At 46.0% G+C, this 26,633-nt stretch carries 20 protein-coding genes; 8 read left to right on the forward strand and 12 right to left on the reverse strand.

The window, feature by feature from the left end:
• Window positions 1–111 precede the first annotated feature (111 nt).
• Entirely contained in the window at window positions 112–1,215 is a 1,104-nt protein-coding gene (zapE, locus tag R7P72_RS16855) for a cell division protein ZapE (protein WP_005387411.1), read from the reverse strand.
• A 195-nt stretch (window positions 1,216–1,410) separates the two neighbouring features.
• Between zapE and zapG the strand changes: the two genes are divergently transcribed.
• From zapG to degS, 3 genes are all read left to right on the forward strand, one after another.
• Window positions 1,411–1,854, forward strand: a complete 444-nt coding sequence (gene zapG, locus R7P72_RS16860; RefSeq protein ID WP_005379861.1) for a Z-ring associated protein ZapG — start codon at window positions 1,411–1,413, stop codon at window positions 1,852–1,854.
• A gap of 200 nt (window positions 1,855–2,054) precedes the next feature.
• Window positions 2,055–3,422, forward strand: a complete 1,368-nt coding sequence (locus tag R7P72_RS16865) for a Do family serine endopeptidase (protein WP_025768400.1) — start codon at window positions 2,055–2,057, stop codon at window positions 3,420–3,422.
• Between the two features lie 190 nt (window positions 3,423–3,612).
• A complete protein-coding gene (degS, locus tag R7P72_RS16870; RefSeq protein ID WP_031779031.1) occupies window positions 3,613–4,677 on the forward strand; it encodes an outer membrane-stress sensor serine endopeptidase DegS in 1,065 nt (354 codons plus the stop codon).
• Between the two features lie 37 nt (window positions 4,678–4,714).
• Here the strand turns inward: degS and parC are convergent, their stop codons facing one another.
• From parC to nudF, 6 genes are all read right to left on the reverse strand, one after another.
• Window positions 4,715–7,000, reverse strand: a complete 2,286-nt coding sequence (parC, locus tag R7P72_RS16875) for a DNA topoisomerase IV subunit A (protein ID WP_005379870.1) — start codon at window positions 6,998–7,000, stop codon at window positions 4,715–4,717.
• Between the two features lie 3 nt (window positions 7,001–7,003).
• The gene (gene parE / locus R7P72_RS16880; RefSeq protein WP_005379872.1) at window positions 7,004–8,884 is read right to left on the reverse strand and encodes a DNA topoisomerase IV subunit B; all 1,881 of its coding nucleotides are present in this window, start codon (window positions 8,882–8,884) and stop codon (window positions 7,004–7,006) included.
• A gap of 249 nt (window positions 8,885–9,133) precedes the next feature.
• On the reverse strand, window positions 9,134–9,718 hold the full coding sequence (yqiA, locus tag R7P72_RS16885) for an esterase YqiA (protein WP_005379875.1): 585 nt from the start codon (window positions 9,716–9,718) through the stop codon (window positions 9,134–9,136).
• Window positions 9,719–9,765: 47 nt separating this feature from the next.
• Window positions 9,766–10,572 carry a 3',5'-cyclic-AMP phosphodiesterase gene (gene cpdA / locus R7P72_RS16890; RefSeq protein WP_005379877.1) on the reverse strand — a complete coding sequence of 269 codons (807 nt, stop codon included), beginning with the start codon at window positions 10,570–10,572 and terminating at the stop codon, window positions 9,766–9,768.
• A gap of 61 nt (window positions 10,573–10,633) precedes the next feature.
• Window positions 10,634–11,077, reverse strand: a complete 444-nt coding sequence (locus tag R7P72_RS16895) for a DUF1249 family protein (protein WP_005379879.1) — start codon at window positions 11,075–11,077, stop codon at window positions 10,634–10,636.
• On the reverse strand, window positions 11,077–11,727 hold the full coding sequence (nudF, locus tag R7P72_RS16900) for an ADP-ribose diphosphatase (protein ID WP_005379881.1): 651 nt from the start codon (window positions 11,725–11,727) through the stop codon (window positions 11,077–11,079). The genes R7P72_RS16895 and nudF overlap by 1 nt, the downstream gene beginning before the upstream one ends.
• Before the next feature lie 229 nt (window positions 11,728–11,956).
• Here nudF and tolC point away from each other — a divergent pair, with 229 nt between their 5' ends.
• Entirely contained in the window at window positions 11,957–13,285 is a 1,329-nt protein-coding gene (gene tolC / locus R7P72_RS16905; protein ID WP_005379884.1) for an outer membrane channel protein TolC, read from the forward strand.
• A gap of 178 nt (window positions 13,286–13,463) precedes the next feature.
• Here tolC and hldE read toward each other — a convergent pair whose 3' ends face one another.
• The 3 genes from hldE to R7P72_RS16920 form a co-directional block, all read right to left on the reverse strand.
• Complete coding sequence (gene hldE / locus R7P72_RS16910; protein WP_005379886.1) at window positions 13,464–14,894, reverse strand: bifunctional D-glycero-beta-D-manno-heptose-7-phosphate kinase/D-glycero-beta-D-manno-heptose 1-phosphate adenylyltransferase HldE; 1,431 nt, start codon at window positions 14,892–14,894, stop codon at window positions 13,464–13,466.
• Between the two features lie 67 nt (window positions 14,895–14,961).
• Window positions 14,962–17,805: a bifunctional [glutamate--ammonia ligase]-adenylyl-L-tyrosine phosphorylase/[glutamate--ammonia-ligase] adenylyltransferase gene (gene glnE / locus R7P72_RS16915; protein ID WP_005379888.1), complete on the reverse strand. Its 2,844-nt coding sequence runs from the start codon at window positions 17,803–17,805 to the stop codon at window positions 14,962–14,964.
• 113 nt (window positions 17,806–17,918) lie between these two features.
• Window positions 17,919–19,175: a methyl-accepting chemotaxis protein gene (locus tag R7P72_RS16920; protein WP_005379890.1), complete on the reverse strand. Its 1,257-nt coding sequence runs from the start codon at window positions 19,173–19,175 to the stop codon at window positions 17,919–17,921.
• A 105-nt stretch (window positions 19,176–19,280) separates the two neighbouring features.
• Between R7P72_RS16920 and R7P72_RS16925 the strand changes: the two genes are divergently transcribed.
• Entirely contained in the window at window positions 19,281–20,054 is a 774-nt protein-coding gene (locus R7P72_RS16925; RefSeq protein ID WP_025768395.1) for a potassium channel family protein, read from the forward strand.
• A 41-nt stretch (window positions 20,055–20,095) separates the two neighbouring features.
• On the opposite strand, the gene R7P72_RS16930 is transcribed toward R7P72_RS16925, so the two are convergent.
• Window positions 20,096–21,628, reverse strand: a complete 1,533-nt coding sequence (locus R7P72_RS16930; RefSeq protein WP_005379894.1) for an inorganic triphosphatase — start codon at window positions 21,626–21,628, stop codon at window positions 20,096–20,098.
• Window positions 21,629–21,840: 212 nt separating this feature from the next.
• Between R7P72_RS16930 and R7P72_RS16935 the strand changes: the two genes are divergently transcribed.
• From R7P72_RS16935 to R7P72_RS16945, 3 genes are all read left to right on the forward strand, one after another.
• Entirely contained in the window at window positions 21,841–22,521 is a 681-nt protein-coding gene (locus R7P72_RS16935) for a TIGR00153 family protein (protein ID WP_005379896.1), read from the forward strand.
• A gap of 131 nt (window positions 22,522–22,652) precedes the next feature.
• On the forward strand, window positions 22,653–23,912 hold the full coding sequence (locus R7P72_RS16940) for an inorganic phosphate transporter (RefSeq protein WP_005379898.1): 1,260 nt from the start codon (window positions 22,653–22,655) through the stop codon (window positions 23,910–23,912).
• 178 nt (window positions 23,913–24,090) lie between these two features.
• On the forward strand, window positions 24,091–24,702 hold the full coding sequence (locus tag R7P72_RS16945) for a TIGR04211 family SH3 domain-containing protein (RefSeq protein WP_005379900.1): 612 nt from the start codon (window positions 24,091–24,093) through the stop codon (window positions 24,700–24,702).
• A gap of 88 nt (window positions 24,703–24,790) precedes the next feature.
• Here the strand turns inward: R7P72_RS16945 and ggt are convergent, their stop codons facing one another.
• Window positions 24,791–26,521: a gamma-glutamyltransferase gene (ggt, locus tag R7P72_RS16950; RefSeq protein ID WP_318110730.1), complete on the reverse strand. Its 1,731-nt coding sequence runs from the start codon at window positions 26,519–26,521 to the stop codon at window positions 24,791–24,793.
• Between the last annotated feature and the right edge of the window lie 112 nt (window positions 26,522–26,633).

Below are 26,633 nucleotides of genomic sequence, written 5' to 3' on the forward strand. Positions count from 1 at the left end.
GGTCTGCAGTAACGGTGGGTCGCAGGATTATAGAGAAGAGCGAAGAAAAAATCACCTTTTTTTGCGCCAAATCACTAATTTTTTCTTCACTTTTTTAAGAACCCATTGGATCTAGGCCAAATGTTCACGCGCGAGATACTCATGACTTTGCATCTCAGTAAGCCGAGACAAACAGCGCTTAAATTCGAACTCTAACTGCCCGTCAGTATATAAATCGGCCATTGGCACTTCAGCAGAAATTATCAACTTAACATTGCGCTCGTAAAACTCATCGACCAACGCGATAAAGCGTCTCGCCGCATCATCTATTTTTCGGTTCATTTGTTGAACATCTGCCAGTAATACCGTGTGGTAAATACGAGACAATTCAATGTAGTCATTTTGACTGCGAGCAGTTTGACACAACTGAGCAAACGACGCATGCAGCACCCCGTCGCTTGCTTCAATCACCGCTAGTTGACGGTGGTTAACTTCGATTTGATGAGCAACAAACTGACGCTCTCCAGTCAGCTGCTGATAATATTTGTTAAGGTTTATGCTAGCCTGCTCATCAAGCGGGTAATGGTATATTTCAGCCTGTTCTAACGTTCTTAAGCGATAATCAACGCCACTATCGACATTCAACACTTCACAACGTGCCAAAATCATATCGATCGCGGGCAAAAAGCGCGCTCTTTGCAAACCGTTACGATATAAGTTCTGCGGCTCAATGTTTGAAGTCGCGACTAGGATCATCTGCCGCTTGAACATTTCTTGAAGTAGCGTTGCAAGGATCATCGCATCAGTAATGTCGGAAACAAAAAATTCATCAAAGCAAACCACATCGGCTTCTTCTTTAAATTTATCCGCCACTTTTGATAGCGGATTTTCGACATCACCTAACAGCTTCAACTCATCATGTACTCGATACATAAATCGATGGAAGTGGACGCGCATTTTTCTTTGGGTCGGTAAAGCATCAAAAAATGCATCCATAAGGTAGGTTTTACCGCGACCTACCCCACCCCAAAAGTAAAGACCTTTTGGTGGTTCAGGCTTGTCGATTTTTTTCCCCATTAGCTTTTGCCATTTGGAAAGCTGAGGAACAGGCGCTGACTGAAATTCAACGATAGCATGGTAAAGCTTGTCTAATGCAACGACCGCTTGATACTGAGCTTCATCACGCTGAAACCCGTGTTCTGCTATGTCTTTTTGATATTGTTGTAGTGGTGTCATCGTATTAAGTCGTATAGAGGTATAGAGAAAAGGGTTACCTCGGGGTCAACTTTGAGAATAGAGAGAAGTAGTTATCAGTCCCCGAAGACATACTGCTATTTTTCTTTATCGGCTGTTCAAGCCATAGTAACATGGACGAGCACCGCGTGTAACTAAGTAGTAAAAGACTTGTTAAAACAACTATAAGGAGCAGTTATGCCTTGGATTTATGCCATTGTGGGTTTGCTGGTCGGTACAATCGTAGGCGTAGTCATTAGTAGACTAACCACCCCTGAATACAAAAAACAAAAGTCTGTGCAGAAAGAACTTGAAGCGGCCAAGTTTGAATTAGAGCAACAACGTCAAGAGCTCGTCGATCACTTTGCACAAACCGCAGAAATGTTGGACACCCTAGGTAAAGATTACACCAAGCTATACCAACATATGGCCAAGACCTCTTCTGAGCTTTTGCCAAACTTACCAGAACAAGACAACCCGTTTGATAAGAAAACGGCAATGTCGTCTGAAACCATTGCAGAAGATCAACCAGAGTTTAACGAACAACCAAAAGACTACGCTAATGGCGCCACCGGTCTTTTGAAGGATCAAGAGAAAGAAATCATTAATGCTCCCGAAGCGGTAACCGCAAAAGCATCATAATCCTCTCTTACTTCTATCTAGGGCCGATACATTTGTATCGGCCCTTTTTTGAACTTTTTCCCCTCACCTTCGCTCTAACTTGGGTGTGCACTGCCTCCCCTTTTGATTGTCCGAACTAGACCCTATATTAGTTATTAACAAAGTGAACTAACCGTTCGGATATTTCTTTTTGGCAGACATGTTTCAAGAGGAGTTATTGGATGAAAAAACCACTGCTTGCGCTCACCGTTCTATCTCTGAGTTTGGGTTCGATTATTGCCCCAGTTCAAGCCACTGCCGCATTACCTTTGAATGTGGATGGCCAACAGTTACCTAGCTTGGCACCAATGCTTGAGAAGGTGACCCCAGCTGTTGTGAGTATTGCTGTAGAAGGTAAACAAGTACAAACCAGCCGCATTCCCGAGCAATTTCAATTTTTCTTTGGCCCAGACTTTCCTATGGAACAAAGGCGAGAGCGCCCGTTCAGAGGTTTAGGGTCTGGTGTCATTATTGATGCGAAGAAAGGCCATATTGTCACTAACTACCATGTGATCAAGGGCGCAGATGAGATTCGAGTTCGCCTCTTTGACGGGCGCGAGTATGACGCTACGCTCGTTGGCGGTGATGAAATGGCCGATGTTGCGTTACTTAAATTAGAGAAAGCGAAAAACTTAACGCAGATTAAAGTCGCGGATTCCGACAAACTGCGTGTCGGTGACTTTACGGTTGCAATTGGTAACCCATTCGGGCTCGGTCAAACCGTCACTTCGGGTATTGTTTCAGCCCTTGGCCGTAGTGGCTTAAACGTTGAAAACTTCGAAAACTTCATCCAAACCGATGCCGCAATTAACAGCGGTAACTCTGGTGGTGCATTGGTCAACCTTAATGGTGAGCTGATCGGTATTAATACTGCGATTTTAGGCCCTAACGGCGGTAATGTGGGTATTGGCTTTGCGATTCCATCAAACATGATGAAAAACCTCACTGATCAAATTCTAGAGTTTGGTGAAGTCAAACGCGGCATGTTGGGTGTGCAAGGTGGCGAAGTAACCTCTGAGCTAGCTGATGCATTGGGTTACGAGTCGAGTAAAGGGGCCTTTATTGGTCAAGTCGTACCGGACAGCGCAGCCGATAAAGCAGGGTTAAAAGCCGGTGACGTAATTGTATCGGTGAACGGCAAAGCGATTAATACTTTCTCAGAGCTCCGCGCAAAAGTGGCAACACTGGGCGCAGGTAAAGAAATCACATTAGGTGTGGTTCGAGATGGTAAGAATAAAACCTTTGATGTAACGCTTGGCGAATCTACGAATATGAAAGCTAAAGCGGAGACATTACATGAGGGACTCAAAGGTGCGGAGTTAAGCAATACAACACCAAGTGATGTAATCCAAGGTGTTAAAGTATCGAGCGTTGCAGATAACTCTCCGGCTGCTCAATATCAATTACAACAAGGTGACATTATTATCGGTGTGAACCGTCAACGAGTGAAAAACCTTGCCGAGCTTCGTACAATCGTAGAGAAACACAAAGGTGTACTGGCTCTTAATATTCAACGTGGTGAACGTACTATTTATCTTGTCATTCGTTAACCACTTTCAAAGTGATAGAAAATAAGGTTTTCGATGCATAGTACTGAGTGATAAGGCTCGAACACTTTTCCTTATCGCTCAATAACTAATGAAAAGGGCAACGCGATGACGCGCTGCCCTTTTGTTATTTTTCAATGTAATGCTATTCTTCATCTTCGATGCCATTTTGGCGCTCACGCATGGAGAGGATATGCTCAGCTTTTTATTACGTTCTGTCTTTTTAGGCTTGGCTACTGCCGCAGTGGTATTACTGGCGGTTCCATCTTTGCGCAAAAACGTAATTCCTGCCGCGCTTGATCCTCAACCTGTTAATATCGCATCAGTCGAGTTGACGTTTAATCAAGCGGTCCGAAGAGCAGCGCCTGCAGTGGTAAACATCTACAGTCGTAAGTATGTTGAGAATGATCGCAGTAAACTCTCGACTCAAGGCCTGGGGTCAGGTGTCATTGTTAGTGAGAAAGGCTACATCATTACTAACTATCATGTGGTTGCTCAAGCTGATCAAATTGTTGTGGCATTACAAGACGGCAGAGCCGCAGCGGCTCAGCTCGTAGGGACAGATAAACGTACTGATATAGCCGTGCTGCGTGTCGAAGGTTCGAATTTGCCCGTAATCCCTCTGAACTCTAATTACAAACCACAAGTGGGCGACGTAGTACTAGCCATCGGTAACCCATACAACCTTGGACAAACCACAACGTTCGGCATTATTTCTGCCACAGGTCGTTCATCTATTAGCGACGGTCGTCAAGCATTCATTCAAACCGATGCCGCCATCAATGAAGGTAACTCTGGTGGAGCCCTAGTGAACACACAAGGCGAGCTCGTCGGCATTAACACCGCCTCTTTTCAGCAAGCGACTGACTTAGAAACTTACGGTATTTCTTTTGCGATCCCTGCGCCGCTAGCGAGTAAGATCATGCAGAAAATCATCGCTGATGGCCGCGTGATTCGTGGTTATATTGGAATCGACGGCCAAGACATTAATGCGGTCACTGCTCGCCTACTTGGAAATGAACACATAGGTGGTATTGTCGTACTTGGTATTGATCCAAATGGTCCAGCCAATGCGGCAGGCTTCCAAAAGCAGGACATCATTATCAGCATTGATGGCAATAAAGTGCAAGGGCGTCAGAGCGTTATGGATATCGTCACCGATTTACGTCCTGGCACCACCGTGGACGTCGGTATCATTCGCAAAGGAAAAGAGATGACCTTGAAAGTCACCATTGCCGAAGACAAGCAAGAAGCATAAAAAATCCCAGCCATTGGCTGGGATTTTTATTTGTGCGTTACTCGCTATCGCTCGGTGTTTCCGTCGTATCGGAATCATCTAGCTCAACTTCAATGCGAGTGACTCGCTGCAAACCTCTCGGTAATAACCCACCTCGGCGACCACGTTCGCCACGGAAGTTATCAAGATCAGACGGTTTAAGACCCAACTTTCGCTTACCCGCGTACAGCGTTAACGATGCACCTTTTGGTAAAGACATTAAGTGAGATAGTACTTCTTCTCGCTCTTTTGCTTTAGCAGCAGGAATGTTGATGATCTTATTCCCTTTACCTTTCGCCAGTTGTGGCAAGTCTTTGATTGGGAACAGCAGCATGCGACCTTGGTTAGTGATTGCTAAGATTTCATCAGAGTCTAAATCTTCAATCTCTTTTGGCGTCATGATCTCAGAGTTGGCAGGTAAAGTGACGAGCGCTTTACCACTGCGGTTTTTAGACAGCAAGTCCGCGCCTTTACATACAAAGCCGTAACCTGCATCTGAGCCCACCAGCCACAGCTGCTCTTCTTCACTCATGATGACTTGGCGAATACTGCTACCAGCCGTAATATTCAAGCGACCGGTAATCGGCTCACCTTGACTACGAGCAGAAGGCAGTGAGTGCGATTCCAGAGAGTAACTTCGACCGTCACTACCTAGGAATACCGCAGGCTGATTACTCTTACCTCGAGCATGCGCTAAATACTTATCACCCGACTTATAGTTTAAGCCTTCGGCATCCACGTCATGGCCTTTCGCGTGACGAATCCAACCTTTCTCAGAAAGCACAACCGTGATTGGCTCACTTGGTACGAGGTCACGTTCAGTCAGCGCTTTTGCTTCTGCACGCTCAACCATTGGAGAGCGACGGTCATCACCGTATTTCTCTGCGTCTGCTTTGATTTCTTTTTTCAGTAGTGTGTTCAGACGACGCTCAGAACCGAGTAGCTGTTCTAGCTTCTCACGCTCTTTCTCTAGCTCGTCTTGCTCACCACGGATCTTCATCTCTTCTAGTTTTGCTAGATGACGAAGTTTGGTATCTAAAATTGCATCCGCTTGGATATCGGTAATACCAAAGCGTTCCATCAGCACCGCTTTTGGATCGTCTTCAGTACGGATGATCTCAATCACTTCATCTAGGTTGAGGTAAGCAACCAACAAACCTTCCAAGATGTGTAGACGAGCCATTACTTTGTCTAGGCGATGTTGTAGACGACGACGCACAGTCGTACGACGGAACTCGATCCACTCAGACAGAATTTGCACCAGACCTTTAACTTGAGGACGGTTATCCAAACCAATCATGTTCAAGTTAACGCGGTAACTGCGCTCAAGATCCGTTGATGCGAACAAGTGGTTCATCAACAAGTCACAATCGACGCGGTTTGACTTAGGCACCACAACGATACGCGTTGGGTTCTCGTGATCCGATTCGTCACGAAGATCGTCAACCATTGGCAGCTTCTTCGCACGCATCTGGTTAGCGATTTGCTCAAGCAGTTTGGCACCCGATACTTGGTGAGGCAAAGAAGTGATAACAATATCAGAACCTTCTTTATGCCAAACCGCGCGCATTTTGATGCTGCCACGACCGTTGCGGTAAATCTTCTCGATATCCGCTTGCGGCGAGATGATTTCTGCTTCTGTTGGGTAATCCGGACCTTTGACATACTGCATCACGTCCGGCAGTTCTGCTTTCGGGTTGTCGATCAAATGAATAGTCGCATCTGCGATTTCACGAACGTTGTGCGGTGGGATGTCTGTTGCCATACCAACGGCAATGCCGGTTACACCGTTAAGCAGGATGTGAGGCAGACGTGCTGGCAACATTTGTGGCTCTTTCATTGTGCCATCAAAGTTAGGTTGCCATTCAACCGTGCCCTGGCCAAGTTCGCCAAGCAATACTTCAGCAAACTTAGACAGTTTTGCTTCGGTATAACGCATTGCCGCAAATGATTTCGGATCATCTGGCGCACCCCAGTTACCTTGACCATCCACTAATGGATAGCGGTAAGAGAATGGCTGAGCCATCAATACCATCGCTTCGTAACACGCTGAATCACCGTGCGGATGGTATTTACCTAGCACGTCACCAACGGTACGTGCAGATTTTTTGTATTTTGCTGATGCAGAGAGACCAAGCTCTGACATCGCATAAATGATGCGTCGTTGAACCGGCTTTAAGCCATCACCAATGTATGGCAAGGCGCGGTCCATGATTACGTACATCGAGTAATTCAGATAAGCGTCTTCAGTGAACTTGCGCATTGGCAATTGTTCGACGCCATCGTAGGTAATTTCTGTAGACATCCGTTACACCTCTGCCAAGTCGCCGTTGTTTTGTAGCCAAGAACGACGGTCATCTGCACGCTTTTTACCTAGCAGCATGTCCATCATTTCCATGGTCGCCGTAGAGTCGTCAATGGTTAACTGCACTAAGCGACGCGTGTTCGGATCCATGGTGGTTTCACGCAACTGAAGTGGGTTCATCTCACCCAGACCTTTGAATCGTTGCACGTTGATTTTGGCTTTCTTCTTCGACAAGCGCTCTAAAATGCCATCTTTTTCATCATCATCGAGGGCGTAGAACACTTCTTTCCCGCAGTCGATTCGATACAGAGGCGGCATCGCCACATAGATATGACCCGCTTCCACTAGTGCGCGGAAGTGACGAGTAAATAGAGCACAAAGCAGCGTTGCGATGTGAAGACCATCCGAGTCCGCATCGGCAAGGATACAGATCTTACCGTAACGAAGACTCTCGAGGTTGTCGCTATCTGGGTCAATACCCAAAGCAACAGAGATATCGTGTACTTCTTGAGACGCAAGAACTTGATCGGCAGAGACTTCCCACGTGTTCAAGATCTTACCACGCAGTGGCATCACGGCTTGGAATTCACGGTCACGAGCCTGTTTTGCCGAGCCACCCGCAGAGTCACCCTCCACAAAGAAGATTTCCGTGCGACTTAAGTCCTGTGCAGAACAGTCGGTCAACTTGCCTGGCAATGCCGGGCCGGATGCCACTTTCTTACGTACGACTTTTTTCGCCGCTCGCATACGACGGTGCGCGTTAGCGATACAGACTTCTGCCAATTGCTCTGCGAGCTGAGGCTTTTCGTTCAACCAAAGACTGAACGCATCTTTTACAACGCCAGAGACAAATGCCGCGGTTTGACGAGAAGAGAGACGTTCCTTAGTCTGGCCTGCAAATTGTGGATCTTGAATTTTAACCGACAGCACGTAAGAACAGCGGTCGAAAACGTCATCACCCGTTAGCTTCACACCACGAGGTAATAGATTACGGAACTCACAGAATTCGCGCATCGCTTCCAACAAGCCTTGGCGTAAACCATTAACGTGCGTACCACCTTGAGCGGTTGGGATCAGGTTAACGTAGCTTTCGGTGATCATCTCACCGCCTTCTGGCTGCCAAATTACCGCCCAGTTTGCCGCTTCAGTATCCGCCAAGAACTCACCAGTAAATGGTTCTTCAGGAATAACTGGATAGCCTTTTACACCTTCCGCAAGATAGTCTTTCAAACCATCTTCGTAGTACCACTTATAGTCTTTGTCATTAACTTTGTCGGTTAATGTGATTTCTAAGCCCGGACACAAAACCGCTTTTGCGCGCAGGTTGTTGACTAATCGCGTCACAGAGAAGTTAGCCGAATCGAAGTACTTCGCATCAGGCCAGAAATGTACGCTGGTACCGCGATTGCGACGACCACATGTGCCAGTTACGGTCAGATCAGACACTTTCTCGCCGTGTTCAAATGCAATTTCATACACTTGACCATCACGACGAACTGTTACTTCAACGCGTTTTGACAACGCGTTTACTACAGATATACCTACCCCGTGCAAACCACCAGAGAATTGGTAGTTTTTGTTAGAGAACTTACCACCCGCATGTAGCTTACATAGAATTAGCTCTACGCCTGATACTTTCTCTTCTGGGTGGATATCAACAGGCATGCCTCGACCATCATCGATCACTTCGAGTGATTGGTCAGCATGTAGGATGACTTGTACTTTTGAGGCATGTCCGGCTAGCGCTTCATCGACACTGTTGTCGATAACTTCTTGGCCCAAATGGTTTGGGCGCGCTGTATCCGTATACATCCCTGGTCGGCGACGTACTGGCTCTAAGCCATTCAGTACTTCAATGGCACCAGCATTATATTGTTCAGTCATAATACGGAATTATTCTCAAAGTTTACTTGTTGCCTGAGTATCACCAATGGGCGTACCCATACTCAGGAAACGAAAAAGCCACCCTGTTCACATCACTAAGAGTTTGTAAACATGATGCATAACAAAGTAGCCAGGGTCCTCGACCCTTAAGATCTTTTGGCAAAACATAGTCGGAAAGCATACCGCCCATGTCAAGAAACGGTTGGATATATCAATAAAAACTATGAGCCTTTTCCAATCGCTTTCGAATTACAGTTCTAGAAATTCGATAATCTGTGCAGGATAACGCTCAAAGCCTACAAAACTGTGATCACCGCCTTGTTCTACTGTTTGCTTAGCGTCTGCAAACTTATCTACCGCTTGTCGATAGTCTAAAACCTCATCTTCTGTTTGTTGCAATAACCAAAAAGAATGTGGCGACGCGATGCTTTGTACATCAAGAGCTTTTAACTCGTCAATATGACAAGCTTCAAGTGTATAGGTTTCATGCGTATATGGGTTAGTTTGCTTACCCAAATAATCTACTAGCAACTCATAAGGCTTGACTGCGGGGTTAACCACTACCGCTTTAAACCCAAACTTGTCATTTAGCCACGTTGACATAAAACCGCCTAATGAGCTGCCCACTAGACCAATTTTATAGTCATCTTTATATTGCTCGATAATATCCAACAACATTTTCGCCGCTTGCTGAGGATAACAAGGTAACTGGGGAACAATCACCTTGATATCAGACCTATGTTGCTCGCAGTAGGCTCTCATCACATTCGCTTTCATGGAGAGTGGAGAGCTATTAAAGCCATGGATATAGAGAAGAAGTGAAGGTTTACTCATAGATATCTCGCACAAAAAAGCGAGCCCGAACAGAGAGCTCGGGCGCGTTAGTAGCCGTTAGAAGAGAAGTCTGGTTGGAACTGGCCATCAGGAAGCCGACCTACTTGGGTCGTAATATCGCCACAAGCGTGTAGTTGCAGCTCCCGCCAACCAGGCGAAGTGGTATCAAGGGCAAAATCATCCGAGTTAGGCTTAAACTGAACACAAGTTGAGGGTGTTGCCATCACTCGAATGCCCTTGTAAAGCACATTCATATCTTGATGAACATGACCACAGAGAATGCCTTTCACGTTATCAAAACGCTCGACAACCTGCCAAAACGCTTCGGCATCTTTTAAAGTATGTTGATCAAGCCACGCGCTTCCGACCAGTAACGGGTGATGATGCAACAAAACAAGTGTGTGTCTTTCTGGGTGTTCGGCTAGCTTTTCTTCGAGTAGCGTTAATTGCTGATCACTCAAGCGCCCATGAGGAACGCCAACAACTTGCGAGTCTAAAAGAATTAACTGCCAATGCTCGCCAAGCAACACATGCTCTGCGGCTTTGATTTGTGGCGAAGGCAAAACACTGCCCATATTAGGCTTGTAATCATGATTACCAGGTAGCCAAAAGCAGTCTTTCTCTAGCGGTTCAATGCCGTTGGCAAAGCGCTGATAAGATTCTGCACTATGGTCTTGGGAAATATCGCCTGTCGCCAAGATGTAATCAAACGCCACGTTGCGGCGTAAAACATCAGCAACAACAGCATTAAAGCTATCGACTGTTTTTACGCTTAGCAAACTTCCCTCATCGGCAGCAAACAGATGAGTATCCGTAATTTGTAAAAGTTTGATGCTGTCACTAGATGATTGCAAAATGAAAACCTGATTCGTCCACTATATCGTTATTTGTTATTTTCCTTTAGTGAAGTGACGATCAATTGAAGGCAAGTGGTGTTCTACTGATACCACTTCGTAAACAAAACGTCAGCCATTCACCGAGGAATGTGTTTAATTGATGCTTTTCATCTTTCTGCATCAGTTGGTCATTGGGATAATCATACTTAGCTTTTATGCGAGAGAACTCTCCGCTTGAGCATACTTCGGCTACTCTCGCATCATGATAAAGCCTGACAGACATCGTCGGTAAAGGAAACACTGGCGTTTCATCACTCTGACATATCTCAACAACTGTGGTGTATTTTGTGATTTCATTCACGGTCAATTGGTAAACCATGTTCGCCGCTTGGTAGCAACGTACATCCCCAACTTCAGCAGAAGCAGGCAATAAGGCATTCAATTTAGCGTAGTTGGTCTCATACGTTCTCATAAGACCAGCTAAATCAACATGATATCTCTGTTTTTCAGCCAATTGTGCCATTACTCACTCTCCACCGTTTGGGATAGTCCCCATTCTGACTTTAACTCTTGATGGTGTAATTGCAGCCATTGCAACGCAATAATCGACGCACCATTTTCAAATTTTCCGTCCTTCACCCATTGATACGCCGTTTCACGACTCATGACATGAACTCGGATATCTTCATTCTCATAGTCTAAACCATGAATGCCGTGCGCTTTAGACGCATCCACTTCACCAACAAAGACGTCTAGCTTTTCCGAGCAACCACCAGCCGAAGGATAATAAGAAGTGACAGGTATAACGCGCCCCACCTGAATCCCCGCTTCTTCGACAGCCTCTCGACGAATTACGGCTTCAGCAGATTCATCGCGGTCAATCATACCGGCGACAATTTCTAGCTGCCAAGGGTGTTCATGTTCCAACGCGCCAATACGAATCTGTTCAATGATTACGACCTGGTCCGTCTTTGGATCATAAGGAAGCATCGCTGCTGCGTGACCACGCTCGAACATTTCTCGTTCGACAACTCCACTCCAACCACCAGCAAATAGCCTATGCTGAAAGCGGTATTTCACCATTTTGAAAAAACCTTCAAATAAGGTTTCTTTCGAGATGACTTTTACATCTCGCGAAGTAAAATCTTGTTGTTGTTTGTCACGCTGTTGCATTCAACACCTCTCTGAGTGAATCCTGTAGTTTACTCATTGTTATTCGCTTGCTCAAAGGACTTGGCTCAACTTTTTGTATAATAGTTACAAATTAATTTAAGTCTTTGCTAAAAATTTATTGCACAAGTGGATAATTACGTGTAAAAAAGTGCAAACTTTAGAGTAAATATCGTGCAAATTGAGTTAAACTACTGAGAATTAACCAATCTATGGACCGCGGGAATAGAAAATGAAAAAATTGCTTCCACTATTTATCAGTGCAGCGCTAGGTAGCATGAGTACGTCTGCGTTCGCAGACTCTTTGGCTGAAATCTACGACTTGGCAAAACAAAATGATCCACAATTGCTCAGTGTAGCAGCACAACGTGACCAAGCTTTCGAAGCAATCACCTCAAGCCGTAGTGCTCTATTACCACAAATTAACCTTACTGCGGGTTACAATTTAACTCGTGGTGATACTGAATACGATTCAAATCTAATTAGCGACGTATCAAACGATGGCAACGCACTAACCGCTGGCGTTAGCTTTTCACAAGCACTTTACAACCGCGCATCTTGGATCTCTCTAGATACTGCTGAGAAAAGTGCTCGCCAAGCAGACGCAACTTACGCTGCGACGCAACAGGCACTGATTCTTCGCGTGTCACAAGCGTATTTTGAAGTTCTACGCGCACAAGATAATCTTGTTTTCGTACGTGCAGAAAAAGCCGCGGTTGGCCGTCAACTTGAGCAAACTAAACAGCGTTTTGAAGTAGGTTTGTCTGCAATCACTGACGTGCATGACGCACAAGCTCAGTACGACCAAGTGCTAGCGGACGAAGTGTTGGCAGAAAACGCGCTCACTAATAGCTACGAGTCACTGCGTGAAATTACAGGCCAAGAGCACAAAGATCTCAACATTTTGGACACTGGCCGCTTCACTGCTAGCCCATCGACCGTACCAGCTGAATCGCTCATTGATGAAGCAAAAACCAAAAACCTGACCTTGCTATCTTCACGTATTCTTCAAGACATTGCGCGTGACAATATTTCACTAGCAAGCTCTGGCCACCTACCAACGCTCTCTCTAGATGGTGGTTACAACTACGGTGATACTTCTCATAGCTCTCGTGATAACACGACAGACAACTTCAATATTGGTGTGAACCTTGCAGTACCGCTATACACAGGTGGTAACGTAACCTCTCAAACCAAACAGGCTGAATACGCGTACGTGGCAGCAAGCGAAGATCTTGAAGCACAGTACCGTAGCGTAGTAAAAGATGTTCGCGCACAAAACAACAACATTAACGCCTCTATCGGCGCATTACGTGCGTATGAGCAAGCGGTTATTTCTGCACGCTCTGCACTAGAAGCAACAGAAGCTGGCTTTGATGTAGGTACTCGTACTATCGTTGATGTACTGGACGCGACTCGTCGTCTATACGATGCGAACAAAAACCTATCGAACGCTCGTTACGACTACATTTTAAGTGTTCTTCAGCTACGCCAAGCCGTTGGTACGCTAAGCGAACAAGACATCTTGGATGTTGATGCAGGTTTGAAAGCGGCAAAATAACCGCGAACTGAATACTTCAGGCCTTAATAAATAAAAAACGCCAGTTGAGTTATCAGCTGGCGTTTTTTATTACTTATAGTTCAGAGCCTATAAGTGTCTCTGAGCATCAAGTATCAAAAAGGCCGCACTTAGCGACCTTTATGAGCAAATAGCATTTCAATGCTAACAAACAGCAGGCTTAGCCCTTACCGCCTTTGATTGCATTAATGATTTCACTGGTCGAGCAGCCATCTTCAAAGTTCAATACACGAACTTCACCACCCGCCGCAATGACTTCTTTACCACCAGCAATCTCTTCTGGTTTGTAGTCACCGCCTTTTACTAGCAAGCTTGGTAGAACTTCTGAGATCAAACGCTGCGGCGTATCTTCACTAAATGGTACAACCCAATCCACAGCGCCCAAACCTGCCAACACCGCCATGCGGCGATCGGTTGGGTTTACCGGACGACCAGGGCCTTTAAGGCGTTTTACTGACTCATCGGTATTTACCGCAACGATTAGGCGATCGCCCAGTTCAGCAGCATGGTTTAAGTAAGACACATGCCCAGCGTGCAGAATATCAAAGCAGCCATTTGTCATAACGACTTTCTCGCCACGAGCTCGTGCTTTTTTCACCGCTTCGATCAGTGCTTTTTCTGAAATCACACCGTAATCCGTGTCTTGGCTGCCATGTACCGCTTCTGCTAATTCAATCTCAGAAAGCGTTGACGTGCCTAGTTTACCAACCACAACACCTGCCGCTGCGTTTGCTAATGCACACGCTTCTTCAAATGATTTGCCTGCGGCAACAGACGCTGCCAATACAGAGATAACCGTGTCGCCCGCACCTGTCACGTCGTACACTTCTTTCGCTTGAGTTGGAAGGTGGAACGGTTCCTGACCACGACGAATCAAGGTCATTCCGTTTTCGCTGCGTGTCACTAAAAGCGCTTCAAATTCAAACTCTTCAACCAAAGCCAGTGCTTTCTCTACTAGCTCTTGGTCAGATTTCACTTTACCTACAACGTCTTCGAACTCTTTCATGTTTGGCGTAAGAAGTGTTGCGCCACGGTAGCGTTCAAAATCCGCACCTTTCGGGTCAATGAAAACCGGAATATTTGCTGCGCGCGCTTTTTGAATGTATGCCTGAACATGCTCTAACGAGCCTTTTGCGTAGTCAGACATAATCACGGCTTTAACGTTTGGCAGTGCGACATCCATACGTGATAACACAGGTGCAGAATCTGTGTTTTCAAACTTGTCTTCGAAGTCGAGACGAATAAGCTGTTGTCCACGGCTCATTACGCGAAGCTTCGTAATCGTTGGGTAATCAGGCAGTGCAACGAAATCGCACTTCACATTGAGTGAGCTCAGCGTCTCCGTCAGCACTTTTGCAGGCTCATCTTCCCCAGTAAGACCAACAATGTGAGCATGGCCACCTAGTGATGCGATGTTCATCGCAACGTTCGCAGCACCACCAGGACGCTCTTCATTGTTTTCTACTTTTACAACAGGAACCGGCGCTTCAGGAGAAATGCGCCCGGTTGGGCCATACCAGTAACGATCTAGCATGACATCACCGATGATGAGCACACCAGCGCTGTTGTAATCAGGTAGAATTGGTTTCATTGTTGGTCTCCAAAAATTAAATCGAAGTGAGTTTATCACAGCCCTTATCGAGGCTAAATATATGGTCTTAACTGAACCACTGATTCCAAGCCTGTTTTACCCACTCCCTTTCGGCAACAAACTTATCTTCCACCACATCAGCGTCTAAATTGAGTAGATTTCGGCGGTGTATTTCGTTGCGCATTGTCGTGTAGGCACGTATCAACTGCATTGCTTGGTCTTCGTCCATGACATTTTGCGCAATGAGCGTTTCAAAGATGCGCACATTATCACACCAACGCGTCAATTTCGGCTTATCGTGACTATAGTTGAGCACTAGGTACTGAGCGAGAAATTCGATATCGGTAATCCCACCCACATCTTGCTTGAGCATAAAGCGGCCTGGCTTTTTCCCCCCAAGATGACCGCGCATTTTTTCTCTCATTTCGACAACGTCTTTTTTCAGTTCAGCTTGATCGCGTGCTTTGCACAACACATCATGCCGCGTATTGTGAAATGCGTTCGCCAGTGGTTCATCACCATAAATCATGCGCGCGCGGACAAGTGCTTGATGCTCCCATGTCCACGCGTCTTGATGTTGATAGTCGTCGAACGCGTCCGTTGGGCTAACCAACAAACCCGATGCACCGGACGGACGCAATCGGGTATCGACCTCGTATAAAATACCGGAAGCGGTGCGAGTGGAGAAAATATGAATGATACGCTGTGCTAAACGAAGGTAGAACTGACGACCATCAATCTCTTTCTTGCCGTCAGTGTAGACATTGACGGGGCAGTCATGCATGAAGACAATATCCAAATCGGAGTTATAGCCGAGCTCCCACCCTCCGACTTTACCATAGCCAATTACAGCAAAGCCTTTACCTTCACGATCTTTCACATGCGTTGGCTCGCCGTACTTTTCAGACACTTGCAACCAAGCCTGACTGATCACCGCATCAACGATAGCTTCCGCTAAATAAGTTAAATGGTCACTCACTTTCATCACTGGCAATGCGCCAGCAATATCTGCCGCTGCAATACGCAAAATACAAATTTGCTTAAACTGACGCAACGCTTCCATTTGCTGTTCCATATCATCTTCAGGAATACGCGCCAAATAATCACGTAGCTCTGTACGGTAACTGTCTAATGGAATGGGATTGTACAGCTGCGCAGGGTCGATCAACTCATCAAGCAAGATAGGATAACGAGACAGCTGCTCTGAAATCATTGGGCTTGCGGTACACAAACGTACGAGCTGCACCAGAGCCGCTGGATGCTCATCCAATAATTCCAAGTAAGTCGTGCGAGTGCAGATGTTGTGTAGCAAGTGAAGTACACGAGATAAACCAAACTGTGCATCAGGATGGGCAAAGACCGCATCAAACACTTTCGGCATCAAACGATTGAGCACTTCGCGTCCACGTGGGCCTAACGTTTTTTTGGCCAGATCGGTTTTAAAGTTGATGATGGTTTTCGCGCATGAAGCAAAGTCTTCAATCTGAATATCCTGCTGCAAGATATGCTCAAGAACATCTTGTTTGTCGGCCATATCCCATAGCTCATGAAAATGACGAGCAACGGTAGTCCCCTCGTCTTCTTCATCATCACCAATTAGTGATTCAAAAACTTGGTGAACATTTGCCATATGCTGCTGGGTTTGCTCAATCAATTGCTCCCAACAGCTCATTTTCATCGCGGTGGCGAGCTTTAAGCGTTCGGTTTCGCAATCAGGCAGCGTCTGGGTTTGCTTATCCGCCATTGCTTGCAACAAGTTTTCTAATTGACGCAAGTACTTGTATGCGGCTTCTAGATCGCTGACTTCTTGTGGAGTAAGCAATGCCAGTTCTTCAATGCCTTGCAGCGTTTCCAACAGCCCTCGATTACGTAAAGAAGGTTCTCGACCACCTCGAATCAATTGAAAAACTTGAGCGATAAATTCAATTTCTCGAATGCCACCCGCACCTAGCTTAATGTTGTTATTCAACCCTCGGCGGCGAACCTCGCTACTGATCATCGACTTCATTCGACGCAAAGATTGAATCGCACTGAAATCAATATAACGACGAAAAACAAAAGGGCGCAGCATTTGGCGTAGCTCTTGATACTGCGGGTACATCTCACATCCCATCACCCGAGCTTTGATCATCGCGTAACGTTCCCAATCTCGCCCCTGCTCTTGGTAATAATCTTCAAGTGCGGCATAGCTCATTACCAAGGGGCCACTTTCTCCAAATGGGCGAAGTCGCATGTCGACGCGGTAGCAAAAACCATCGAAGGTTTGTTGGTCGAGCGCTTTGATGATGCGTTGACCAAGACGAGTAAAGAACTGGGCATTGGCAATGCTGCGGCGTGCGCCTTGGGTTTCGCCATTCTCTGGATACGTGAAAATTAGATCAATATCGGAAGAAAAGTTTAGCTCGCCACCACCCAGTTTCCCCATGCCGATAATTAACATCGGCTGCACTTCACCGTCCTCACTTGTTGGCGTGCCCCACTCCTGACAACACACTTGATATTGCCATTGATAGGTTTCAAAAATCATCGCTTCTGCCAACTCAGATAAGTGGCTTAAAGACGTCTCTAGAGACCATGCATGCGTGAAATCCTTCCACGCAATGTACACCATTTCTCGATTGCGAAACTGACGCAATACGCGATGACCAGACATCTCATCAGGACATTGTTCCAACAGTTCAGCAAGGCGTGAGCGGTAAGACTCCTGACGACTTGGCTGCGCTAACATACTTGGCAACTCACGGGCTAGGACTTCATCGCGATGAATGGCTTCAGTTATAAACTGGCTTAAGCCCGCCACATAACGAAATTGCTGCGCAACCTCATCGGGCCAAAGGGGAAAATAACCTGCGTCTTGGGCGTTTTGTACGGCAGATTCAGCGATAGAAATCAGTGGCGAAGGCAGCTGCATTTTTCTTCCTTGTTTGAAAAGCACGGTAACTCATTCTTTATACCAGACTGAAAGCAAATAAAAACGCCCACAAAAGGTTTGTGGGCGTTTTATCAAAAGTTCGGGATCGAATATTAAACTTGGAAAGATTTGATCTTCTTGTCTAGCTCACCTGCATTATTTTGCATCATTTCAGAGGTTTCTAGCAGCTCGGTAACAACAACAACTGAGGCTTCAACCAACTCACGTACATTGGTGAGGTTTTGGCTCATCTCTTCTGCAACACTGCTTTGCTGACCAGACGCCGTCGCGATCTGGAAGTTCATGTCATTGATTTGCGTCACTTGCCCAACAATACCATCGAGCTCAGATCCAGCATTAGAAACCAGCTCGTTTCCATCTGCCGCTTCTACAACGCTTTTTTCCATGAGTTCTACCGCAGATTCAGCACTGGTTTGCAGCTGTGCGATCATCTCTTGAATTTCTACCGTCGCTTGTTGTGTGCGTTGGGCAAGGTTACGAACTTCATCTGCAACCACAGCAAAACCCCGCCCAGCCTCGCCAGCTCGCGCCGCTTCAATCGCCGCATTCAGTGCAAGCAGGTTGGTTTGTTCAGAAATGCCTTGAATCGTCCCCACAACGCTACCAATGGCTTCAACACGTTCTTCAACTTGGTTAACCGCTTGTGCCGATGAAGCGATATCCGACGAAAGTTCACTCATTTTCGCCATTGTACTTTGCAAGAACTGCTGACCAGAAATTGCTTGTGCGGAAGCTTGCTCTGTTAGAGAAGATGCCGTCTGGGCATGTTCCGCAACCGTTTGGACCGTCGACGACATTTCACTCATCGCCGTAGCAAGTTGATCAATTTCGTTAAACTCTTCTTGCGCCGATTCCTTCGTTTCCGACATGCTCAGTGTCATGACTTCGGTGAGCGTTGATAATTCATCAGACGCATTAATTTGCATTTGAATCACATCGTGCAATTGTCGACGTGTCTTTTCTAATTCACGTGCCACATCTCCGTATTCATCTTTACAATCCATACCAAATGGAACAGAGAGGTTCTTGCTCGCCATCAGTTTGATCGCGTCGCTCAGATACTGTGTTTGACGCAACATCACTCTAGCCGCCGCTAATAAGAGCACGACAAAAACCACTATCAATAAGGCGGTTTGCCAAGCAACTTGCGTTAAGTATGCTTCATAATGCTGTTGGGCAACTTGCGCGTTTTGTGTCGCCGCTAAAAGTGAGTCGTAAAAAGTGTTTGCGTCCCACAGTTGTTTTGCCACGATCAGGACAGTACTGAAGACCATCAACATGACCATTTTAGGCACCAGTCGAATGTCGGATATGACCCTTTCCCATGGCTTAAATGCCAGCTTTTCCATTGTCAGTTCTCCACCGAGTCTTATATAGTCTTTATCTATAATCTTTATATTACTTATAGTTATGTTCGCGCTTTGCGTGGTTACGCGATTTATTTTGAGCTTCGTATGAAAAACAATGATATCAAAGACAGCACACGACCGATGGGCCTGTTGTCACTAATATTGTCTTTTATGGCACTATTTGTGATCTCTGGCTTGTTGTTTTTCCCGATCGATCACGAAACCCGTCAAGTTCTTATCGGTCTGGATTTCATAATCTGTAGTATTTTTCTACTACAGCTCACCATTGATTTGATCCGGTCCACAGATCGCTGGTTATTCCTTAAACGTCATTGGATAGATTTCGTGGCGAGCATCCCATTGATAGAGCCCCTGCGCTTTGCTCGTATTTTTCATATTATGCGAGTGGTATTAGTACTGCGTTCGTCAAAGTTCATTTTGCATCAGCTCAAAGAAAACCGCCGCGAAACCACGGTCGCCTCTATACTGCTATTGATGGTTATCCTCATAACACTCGGTTCTAGTGCAATGCTGTTTATCGAAGCGAAAAACCCAGAAGCGAATATTCGTACTGGCGCCGATGCTTTGTGGTGGGTATTTGTAACAATCTCAACGGTTGGTTACGGCGATCATTATCCAGTGACCTCCATAGGAAAGTTTTTGGCTGTCATCATCATTGTTTGCGGGGTGGGTATCTTTGGTATGATCTCGGGTCTTATCACCTCTATCCTTACTGCCCCAACGAAACAACAGACGCACAGTTCAATCAATAAAGAACGTATGCTCGAGCAGCTCCTAACCCAACAAGCGCAAATACTAGAACGACTCGATTTCATGGAAAAAGAGCTACAACAACGTAAAACAGAGACAAAAAAATAGGACCATGCGGTCCTATTTTTTTGTCGTTACCACCAGAACGATCATTCACGCCAATAAGGCTGTACTTCCACACTGATCGCTCGGGTTTGATCCATTGCATGCAAAATTGAGCGCTCTTGACGGTGCAACCAGCGTTCTAACTGCTCTTTTTCTGCGTCTTCCAGCATATCAACCAACGGGAGCAAATGGTTCAGCATTAGCAGATCATCGATACCATGCACCAGATCCGCCCATGGTAAACGGAAGCTGTTACGCTCATCCGAGTTATACAAACTCGCGAAACCAATACCAGTATAGAGGTTACGCAATAAGCGATAACGCTGATCAACGTACTCTTGCGCCGTCAAATCGCGCTCTGCTGGGAAAGCTTCCATTAGCTCAGCCCAAGTGCGATCGAGCTGAGTAACTGAAAACGGCATGATATTACTTGCCATTTTTTCACGTGCTTTTTCATCAAGAAATGGCTGCCAACCGCGCGCTAAGATCCAGCGGCTTAGATCCAGCAGTAACCCTGTGTAACGAGCGGAATTGAGCAACCCTAGCACTTCTTCACGGCTTGGCAACTCTTGTAACTGCTGAGTCAACTCAGATACTAAGAACTTACGTGCATCCAACTTGCGCAGCACATTGCCTTTGTCATCTAAAAGCTCTTCAAGGTGTGCATGCTCATCCAACCAACTCAGTTCTTCTTCCAACCATTTAAGCTCTTGGCGCAGAATCGCGCTCGCGCGACGAGGGACAATCCCGCCAAAAATAGTCAATGTTTGACGAATGAAACGAATGGCATTACTGATTTCACGCAGTGCTTCCACGCTGTCACGCTCAGCATAAATTTGCTCGTGATAATGCCAATGAGACAAAGCGTGCTCTAAAGAGTTGATCAAGCAAAATTCAACGGTATCCGTCGGACTACTGTCCACAAGTGCCAATGATTTTACTTCATCACCCGCATAACCGCTTGCAAGTCGATAACCTTTCGCCGCTTTGCTCAAGTTACCCAAGCGCATACCGCCTTGCTCGCAAAAGCTGCGTGCCAGCGTGAATAAAGCTTCGGTTTGGCCAGACTTAAGTTCCAGTTCAACTTCGCAAATCGGCTCTTGCTTCTCTTCTTCGTCTTCACCTTTGGCTACAACTAAGCCTTGGTCAAAGGCAACTTCAATCTGACTGCCATCGGGCATGCCAATCAGCCATTGTTCACGTGTGAAGTTGGTCGAGAATAATGGCATAAGCTCGGATTGCAGCGTTTCTGCATCTTTACCTGGAGGCCAAATATCTAGAGGATGAAGCGACAGATTAGGCTCGTCGCTAGTGTGCTCAGCATTGTATTCTGGTCTTTGATGTAAGCCTGCGACGACGCGTCCTGCTGTCTTTACGGTTTGGACGAATACATCATCAAAACGGCGAATTCTTAAACCAATGTCGTGCTTTCGAAGCCATTTATCGGCAGTATCAAAATAGGTGTTACCCAAGTCACGACAACTATGCTGAAGTACTTTTGTCTCAGAAATTTTTTCTTTTAAAGTTTCTGAAAATTCAGGAGAAACAAAAAACTTCAGTTCTATTTCGGTTTCCATAGCTATACCTTTCAAAGCAGATAGAAACAGGATATTGCGTAATTTCTCACACGGCAAGAGAGAAATATCGCCGGAATGATGATCTAAAACAGTTTTAATGAGCGATTTAATGCGTTACCATGCGCGCCTTTATAGCCATCGTTCAACATTTCGCCAAGCACTCAGAAATGGTGTATGTTTTTTTAAGGTTATAGTTATTAGGTTGAATGACCATGCCAGTAAATACAATTATGGGGTTATTTGCAAAGTCCCCAATTAAGCCTTTGCAACGCCACGTTGTGTGTGTCAACGAATGTTGTTCACACTTGGTGAAATTCTTTGAAGTATCTTCAAAGGGTGATTGGGAAAAAGCAGCAGAAATCCGTGCACAAATTTCTCACCTAGAGAAAGAAGCGGATGTGCTGAAACGTGAAATCCGTCTAAAACTGCCTCGCGGTTTGTTCATGCCAGTCGACCGTACTGACATGCTTGAGCTTTTGACTCAACAGGACAAACTTGCAAACCTGGCAAAAGACATTGCTGGCCGTGTATATGGTCGTCAACTTGTCATCCCTGAGGCTCTCCAACCAAACTTCCTCGCTTACGTTCAACGTTGTCTTGATGCTGCCGATCAGGCGCAAAAGGTAATCAATGAACTTGATGAATTGCTAGAAACCGGCTTCAAAGGCCGTGAAGTGACGCTCGTCGCTGAAATGATTCATCAATTAGACGTTATCGAAGATGATACCGATGCCATGCAGATTGAACTTCGCCAACAGTTGATGGTGATTGAAGCTGACATGAACCCTATCGATGTCATGTTCCTATACAAGATTCTTGAATGGGTAGGTGGTATTGCCGACCAAGCGCAGCGCGTAGGTGCTCGTTTGGAAGTCATGCTATCTCGATCTTAAAACATAAAGTTAACGACATAACGAAGAGCATAATTAACACGTGTCATAGGGACGATGACTATTTTCATCGTCTTATGGTTTGGCGCGCGTAAAATTTTGTTCCGCTTGTTATAAAACAACTAGGTATTACGATGGATATCCTTGCGAACTACGGCACTGTCCTGATTATTGTTGCAGCGATTTTTGGTTTCATGATGGCGATTGGTATTGGCGCGAACGACGTTGCTAATGCGATGGGTACATCTGTAGGTTCAAAAGCGCTAACTGTAAAACAAGCTATCATCATTGCGATGATCTTCGAATTTGCAGGTGCTTACCTTGCAGGCGGTGAAGTAACCGACACTATCCGTAAAGGTGTAATCGAAACTTCTTTATTTGCTAGTCAACCAGATGTTCTTGTCTACGGCATGATGTCTGCGCTTTTAGCAGCAGGTACATGGCTGCTTCTTGCTTCTTACATGGGCTGGCCAGTATCAACGACTCACTCAATCATCGGTGCAATCATTGGTTTTGCATGCGTATCAGTAGGTACTGAAGCGGTTGACTGGGGCAGCGTTCAAGGCATTGTTGGTAGCTGGATTATTACGCCAGTGATTTCAGGTTTCTTTGCTTACGTTATCTTTGTCAGCGCACAGCGCCTGATTTTTGATACTGAGAACCCTCTGTTTAACGCGAAACGTTTTGTACCTGTTTACATGTTCATCACAACAATGGTGATTGCACTTGTAACCATCAAAAAAGGTCTAAAACACGTTGGTCTTCACCTGACCAATGGTGAAGCCTGGATGTGGGCAGCAGCAGTTTCAGCACTTGTGATGATTGGCGGCTACGTATACATCCAGAAAAAATTCGCTAATCGCGAAGAAGACCGCAGCTTTTCTGGCGTGGAAGGTATCTTCAGCGTTCTGATGGTTATCACCGCTTGTGCGATGGCATTTGCACACGGTTCAAACGACGTTGCAAACGCCATTGGTCCACTGTCTGCTGTCGTATCGACTGTTGAACACATGGGCGAAATCAGCACGAAAAGCACCATCGCTTGGTGGATTCTACCTCTTGGTGGTATTGGTATCGTGGTCGGTCTTGCAACACTAGGTCACAAAGTAATGGCAACCGTTGGTACAGGCATCACTGAGCTAACGCCTAGCCGCGGTTTTGCAGCACAGCTAGCAACAGCATGTACGGTAGTTCTAGCGTCTGGTACAGGCCTGCCAATTTCAACCACTCAAACATTGGTTGGTGCGGTTCTCGGTGTTGGCTTTGCTCGTGGTATCGCAGCACTGAACCTAGGCGTAGTTCGTAACATCGTGGCATCATGGATCGTTACACTACCAGCGGGTGCGTTATTGGCCGTAGTATTCTTCTACGGACTTCAAGCGATGTTCGCTTAAGACACTCGTCAATAGAATGTAAGCGCTTTGTCATTATTGACTCAAACGCACAGAAAGGGAGGCTTTGCCTCCCTTCTTTGTTGCACCGAAGTTTGAAACTGCATACTATTCGTCTATTTCCGGCTCCAATCATTCGGTGCCAACGCTGTCTCCAAGAAAAATCGTTAAGGGATTTACTGTGAAAAAACTAATCATCACGGTTTTGTTTACTTTGCTAGCAGCGCCAGCGGCCCTAGCAGCAGACCGTTATATTTCTGATGACCTCTTCACTTTTATGCACTCAGGTCCAAATAACACCTACCGTATTATTGGTAGTGTTAACGCCGGTTCTAAAGTACAACTGATTAAAACCAACCGAGATACTGGCTACACGCAAGTTCGTGATGACCGTGGTCGCACTGGTTGGGTACAAAGCAAGTTTGTGACAAACCAAGAGAGCATGGCAATTCGCCTTCCTCGCATTGAGAAAGAGCTAGCCGAAGTAAAAGAGCAGCTTGCTAATGCTCGTCAAACTTCTGATGCAGAGAAAGCAGGTCTTGTTACCTCTCTCGAAACACGTAACCAACAAATTTCAGATCTAGAAAATAAATACTCTGAGATCAGTGATCAGCTTACTTCTGTTGAAACAGAAAACCGCGAGCTACGCGCAAAGCTGGATACACAAAAAGATGACATGCTGCTTAAGTACTTCACTTATGGCGGCGGTGTTGCAGGTTTAGGTTTACTATTTGGTTTGATTCTTCCGCATGTCATGCCTCGTAGAAAGCGCTCTCCTGCGGGTTGGGCATAAACCCTTACGCTTTTATCTTTAAAAAGAACGCAAAAGCCAGTCGATATTGACTGGCTTTTTAGTTTGCTTCGTTTGATAGAAGTGAGTACTACTCCCCCATTGAACTAGAGGCTCGACGACGATCCGTTGCGCCATAAAGCTTGCCATCTTTTAGCTCAATTGCATTCAAACCGCTTACCACTGGAATAACGTGCACTGGGTAGCCAAGCTCCATAAACTCAGGCACCAACATTTCTGCGAACGTTTTCTTTTCCACCAGCAAACCAGTCGGGTCATAAGACTTGGTGCGGTCTATCTTAGTGCCATACTGGATGTTTGGTAAGTCAATAGCCTCTTGCGCTGATAAATTCCAATCCAGCACCCCAACCACGGTTTTGAGTACATACCCCGGGATTTGTGAACTACCTGGTGACCCAACCACCAAACGCAAGTTATCATCACTGTCCATCACCATTAATGGCGTAATAGCCGAACGTGGACGCTTGCCCGCTTCAATTGAGTTTTGCGTAGGCTTGCCGTTAACCGTTGGCTGAGGTGAGAAGTTAGCCATCTGCGCATTCAAGATAACGCCATCGACCATCACACCCGAGCCCATACCCGTGCCAACGGTGCTGGTCATCGCAATTGCATTTCCATCTCTATCGACGATAGAAATATGCCCTGTATCTTTGCTCTCGAAGCCTTGATATTGCGCATACTGAGTTTGCGTTATCTGTCCTGCTTTTGGATCCTCTTTTAAAGTGCCATTATCAGGGATTAAATCACGTCTCTGATCTAGATAGGCTTTAGACAACAACTGTTCAACTGGCGTTTCCACATAATCCGGATCTCCGGCATACGCAATACGATCGGCTTTTGCAATTCGCATCGCTTCAGTCATGAGACGCCAAGGTTCCACATCCGTTTTCGCCATATGGGCAATGTCATAGGGTGCGAGCAGTTCAAGACTCTGAGCGACCATCACAGCGCCCGAAGCTGGGTAACCAAAAGAGACGATTTTATTCCCACGGTAGTCGCTCTCAATGATGTCACGCTGCTTCACTTGGTAATGTTTAAAATCTTCTAAAGACAACTTCTCGTGTTGGTCATCAATACGACTATTAACCGTCTCTACGATGTGCTGACCAAGCTCACCACCATAAAGGTAACGATCGCCTTGTTGCGCGATCTTCCTCAGCGTCTCAGCCATCTTAGGGTTCTTCATCAAGGTTCCCGTCGGCTTAATATCGTCCCCTTGCCAATACAAGGCTTTCACTTCCGGATCTTGCTCAAGTCGGCTTTGCTCTCTTACTACGATGTCGTAGGTGTAGCTGTTCATCGCGTACCCATTGCTCGCCAATGTAATCGCCGGCTTAATCAGCTCTGCCCATGGCAACTTGCCATATTGTTCATGAGTGGTGTAAAGCAACCGCAATGTGCCCGGAACCGCAACAGAACGAGGGCCTAATATTTCGTTGCGACTGAGTACTTCCCCATTCTCAACAAACATTTCAGGGTTCGCGCTAGAGGGCGCTTCATCTCGACCATCAAGGGCCAGAAATTTTTTCTCGTCATGTTGATAAAACAGCGCGAAAGTCCCGCCGCCAATTCCGGTCATATCTGGCTCAACGACAGACATCACCATCTGCATCGCGACCATAGCATCAACAGCATTACCGCCTTCTTTCAATATTGAGTAACCGGTACTGCTCACGTAAGGATTCGTCGCACTGACCATGAAATCTTGCCCGCGACTATCTGGTGTAACTGGGAATGGGTCTGGCTTTGCTGCATAGCTTGTCGATGCAACAATGCTTAAAGAAAAAATCAGAATACGCATGTGTCTCTGTTTAGACTCCTATTATGTGATGGGGTCTAACGTGGACCAAGTCATTACTCCGAAGTTCGTGAAGATGGTGTCTTTTTACACAACGCTGACTGGAATCGCGCTA

This window comes from Vibrio sp. Vb0888 (assembly GCF_033338835.1).
In the GTDB taxonomy this organism is placed as follows: Bacteria; Pseudomonadota; Gammaproteobacteria; order Enterobacterales; family Vibrionaceae; genus Vibrio; species Vibrio alginolyticus.